We start from the raw sequence: 4,291 nt of genomic DNA, 5'->3' as shown, positions 1-4,291 counted from the left end.
CCTTGCCAAGGTCGAGGTCACGAGTTCGAGCCTCGTGTACCGCTCCATATTAGTTTTATCCACTTGCTTTTAATAGCAAACTCGATGCCCGAGTGGTGGAATTGGTAGACACAAGGGATTTAAAATCCCTCGACTAACAAGTCGTGCCGGTTCAAGTCCGGCCTCGGGCACCACTTTAAATTATTTTACCAAGATGATTTGAAGTTGATAAAACAGTATTTTGCGGTACTAGCTCAGTTGGTAGAGCGCGACCTTGCCAAGGTCGAGGTCACGAGTTCGAGCCTCGTGTACCGCTCCAAATTATTTGGATACATTTAGGCGGAATGGCAGAGTGGCCATGCACCGGATTGCAAATCCGTTTACCTCGGTTCGACTCCGGGTTCCGCCTCCATATAATTTACTCCACACGCTTTAATTAGCAAACTCGATGCCCGAGTGGTGGAATTGGTAGACACAAGGGATTTAAAATCCCTCGACTAACAAGTCGTGCCGGTTCAAGTCCGGCCTCGGGCACCATCTCTCTATTAAGCGCTCTGCTTATAAAATACGTTCTATAAAATACCTTCTAATAAATACCTTCATTCTGAAACTCTAAATTTTTATCATCTAAATCTTCAAATACTAATTTTATTATTCATCTCCAATCTTATTAAAGCATGATCATTTTATCGCATTAAATAGCTCACTCACCGTGTTATACCAATTCCATTAAATATGTGATCTGAATTTCACGCCGAAAAAACAATTCAGTTCTAGGCGTAAATTGATGTAAATGGTTGTTCCCTTTACGAAATTGACAACAAAGGAATGGGTTGTTTTAGCAAGTAAAATAGATCAGCTATTTATTGGAATTGGTATAATATAAGAGTTGATATTTATAGAGCTTACAGGCTTCAAACTTATTAAAAGTGTAAAAGCGACCCATATAGGCCGCTTTAATAATAGTTACTGTTGTGTAATTTGTGTTTTGTAAATGGGGTACTCACTTAATAAGCCTTGAATGAGCGCAACACACATCAAAATAAGCACGATAGAGAATGGTAGGGCAGTACCTGATTGTAGCGCTTGCAATGCTTGTGATCCTCCTACCCAGAGTAATACCGCTGCAATAACACCTTCAACTGTTGCCCAAAAGATTCGTTGTGGAACAGGTGCATCAATTTTACCGCCAGCTGTAATACCATCTATAACTAGGGAGCCTGAATCAGACGAAGTTATAAAAAATACTAAAACTAATGCAATCGACATAATAGATATAAAGCTAGAGAACGGTAGTTGTTCATATACTTGAAATAGTGTTACCGAAATATCAGTTAGACCATTTTGTCCAAGTGGTCCTACTTTATCTATAACTTGGTTTATTGCCATGTTGCCAAATACGCCCATCCAAACCAAACTAAGAAGTGTGGGTAGCCCGATAACTACGAGTAAAAACTCACGCACGGTACGTCCTTTAGAAACACGAGCAATAAACATACCTACAAATGGCGACCACGATATCCACCACGCCCAATAAAATACAGTCCACGAGTGCATCCAGTCTTCGTCAGTTCTTCCAAAAGGATTACTTAATGGAACAAAGTGTTCTACATATGCACCAAGGGTGAACCATACGGCTCCAATCGCATCAGAAAAGGTGAGTCCAATAACGGCGAGCAATAAAATAAATGCACAAATCAGATTTATATTACTAAGGACTTTAACACCACCCTCAATTCCTCTGATCACAGAAAAAATAGCAATACATGTTACTAAGCCAATAACTGTAATTTGAAATGCGGTGCCGTAGTCGGTACCTAATAAGTAATTTATACCACTTGTTGCGCGCCAAGACCTAATGACGTCGCTAAACCAAACAATGTAGAAAGCACAGCTAGTATATCAATGATATGCCCGAGCCACCCCCATGCGCGATCGCCAAAAATTGGATAAAATACAGAGCGTATAGATAAAGGCAATCCCTTATTGAAAGCAAAAAATGCTAAGCTTAATCCTACAACCGCATAGATAGACCAACCATGTAGTCCCCAGTGGTACATCGTTGCGCCTAATGCTAATGAATGTGCTTGCGCTGAATTGGGCTCAGCATTCATTGGCATATGGTACCAACCTGTAAAATAAGCGGTTGGTTCTGCAACTCCCCAAAATAGTAAACCAATGCCCATTCCTGCAGCAAATAACATTGAAAGCCAAGATAAATAGCCATGCTCTGGTTTAGCTTTTATGCCGCCTAGTCTAATTTTCCCTAAAGGTGAGAGCGCTAAAACAAAACAAAAAATCACAAAGCCATTCGCGACAAGCATAAAGTAGCTATCGAATTGGTTTATGATGGCGTTTTTGGTGGACGTTAAAAAATCTCGAGTGACAGTAGGGTCAAAAACTAAAGTTAGCACGACAAATAATACGACTAAGAAGGCGCTTATCCCGAATACAGGATTATGAATGTCAAATCCCCATTTTTGCACATTATCTTGACCTACCTGATAATCGGTCGTGTCGATACTGTACTTTTTACTCATGTTATCCATTGGTGCTCCTTATTATAGATAACTAATTACGCTTAATTTACGTAGTTAAATATAAAATAGTTTTAAGCTTAATATAAGTTTTTTATTAAAAGTGATGTTTGACATTAAATTGGGTGCGTAAATAAATTATAGAACTAAAAAAGCGAGCCGTAGCTCGCTGTTTGTTGTTTATTTCCAGGCTTCGGGGTCAACCTCTTTATCGAGTTTTGGATGTTTACTTTTATCAAAGGTAGGTATTAGACCTTTCTTGCGTTGCTCGTTATAATCTTTCGACAGCCATACAACAACTCCTGAAAGCATAAATAACGCTATAACGTTTACAATGGCCATTAAACCCATTGATATATCTGCCAGCGTCCAAATTAAACCAAGCTCACCAACAGCACCAAACATCACCATACCTAAAACAACAAGTCTAAAGATAAACATACCTTTCTTAGAGTTGTGCTCTAAAAACATTAAATTTGTTTCAGCGTAAGAGTAATTAGCCACAATAGAAGTAAAAGCAAAAAATAATATAGCAATGGCAATAAAGTAAGTACCCCAGTCGCCGACATGTTCTTGTAATGCTGCTTGTGTGAGTTCAATCCCCATAACACCAGATTCAGGTACTAATTGCTGCGATAGTAAAATAAGAGAAGCAGTCGCTGTACAAATAACAATAGTATCAATAAATACACCTAGCATTTGCACATAACCTTGTGATGCTGGATGAGGAGGGTAAGGTGTCGCAGTAGCTGCGGCATTAGCTGCACTACCCATACCAGCTTCGTTTGAGAATAAGCCACGCTTTATACCTTGGATCATAGCTTGTGTAACACCATAACCAATTGCACCTGCACCAGCTTGTTCAATACCAAAAGCACTTTTTATTATAAGTACAATTACATCAGGTAATGCAGTAAAGTTAATAGCACATACATAAAGAGCAACTAACAAGTAAGCTAATGCCATAAATGGGACAACCATTTCAGCAAAACGAGAAATCGTTTTCAAACCACCAAAAATAATAATACCAGAGCCAATAACCAAGCAAATGCCTACTATATACTTAGGTACATCAAACGCTACTTCAAATGCTGCAGCAATAGAGTTTGACTGTACGGCGTTAAATACCAAACCAAAGGCTAAAATTAAGCATAACGAGAATAAAGTCCCCATCCAGCGTTTACCTAAGCCGTTTTGCATATAATAAGCAGGGCCACCTCTAAAATTGCCATCAGCATCTTTTGTTTTATAAGCCTGAGCCAAAGTACTTTCAGCAAAGCTTGTAGCCATACCTATTAATGCAATAAGCCACATCCAAAAAATAGCACCTGGCCCACCTAGGTATAAGGCAACAGCAACACCAGCCATATTACCTGTACCAACACGTGCAGCTAACGAAGTACAAAAAGCCTGAAAGGATGAAATTTCATTATCGGCACATTTACGAGAGCCAAACATAACTTTGAACATATGTGGAAATTGCACAAACTGAATAAAGCCTAGTCGAAAAGTAAAAAAGAGGCCTGCTGCTATTAATAAGTAGACGAGAACTTGGCCCCATAGAAGGGCACTTATACTGTTTATTATGTCTGTCATGGATACTGCCTAAATACATGAGTTAAAAAAAGTGACCGCAACTTATCACATCAGGATAAAAGTGTTTAGTTTTAAAGTTCAAAAACAGAGTTATCAACAGGGTTTTGTGGGTAACTTGTGCTTATCGTGTGCGCTTGCTTGGGGCTTAATTTTAATTACTATTTTATGCAAATAACGCT

General features: G+C 39.0%; 1 protein-coding gene, 4 tRNA genes and 1 pseudogene. 4 read left to right on the top strand and 2 right to left on the bottom strand.

Annotated features, from left to right (window positions below; translation table 11 throughout):
- Positions 1-86 precede the first annotated feature (86 nt).
- The 4 genes from GQR46_RS16800 to GQR46_RS16785 all read left to right on the top strand — a co-directional run bounded on the left by GQR46_RS16800 (position 87) and on the right by GQR46_RS16785 (position 516).
- A tRNA-Leu gene (locus tag GQR46_RS16800) sits at positions 87-173 on the top strand.
- 49 nt (positions 174-222) lie between these two features.
- Positions 223-298: transfer RNA gene (locus tag GQR46_RS16795), tRNA-Gly, on the top strand.
- Positions 299-317: 19 nt separating this feature from the next.
- Positions 318-391 (top strand) — tRNA-Cys (locus GQR46_RS16790).
- A gap of 38 nt (positions 392-429) precedes the next feature.
- Positions 430-516, top strand: a tRNA-Leu gene (locus GQR46_RS16785).
- A gap of 429 nt (positions 517-945) precedes the next feature.
- On the opposite strand, the pseudogene GQR46_RS16780 reads toward GQR46_RS16785, so the two are convergent.
- Both GQR46_RS16780 and GQR46_RS16775 read right to left on the bottom strand, forming a co-directional pair.
- Positions 946-2,528, bottom strand: a pseudogene (locus tag GQR46_RS16780) (BCCT family transporter).
- Positions 2,529-2,696: 168 nt separating this feature from the next.
- Entirely contained in the window at positions 2,697-4,112 is a 1,416-nt protein-coding gene (locus tag GQR46_RS16775) for a sodium:alanine symporter family protein (protein ID WP_165741609.1), read from the bottom strand.
- Between the last annotated feature and the right edge of the window lie 179 nt (positions 4,113-4,291).

The organism is Pseudoalteromonas sp. Z1A6 (genome assembly GCF_011378745.1).
GTDB classification, from domain to species: Bacteria; Pseudomonadota; Gammaproteobacteria; order Enterobacterales; family Alteromonadaceae; genus Pseudoalteromonas; species Pseudoalteromonas arctica.
This window is presented reverse-complemented; position numbering and strand designations above follow the sequence as displayed.

What these genes read in the sequence shown, in the direction of transcription:
- GQR46_RS16775 (WP_165741609.1), bottom strand. Translation starts at nt 4,112, where the DNA reads ATGACAGACATAATAAACAGTATAAGTGCCCTTCTATGGGGCCAAGTT.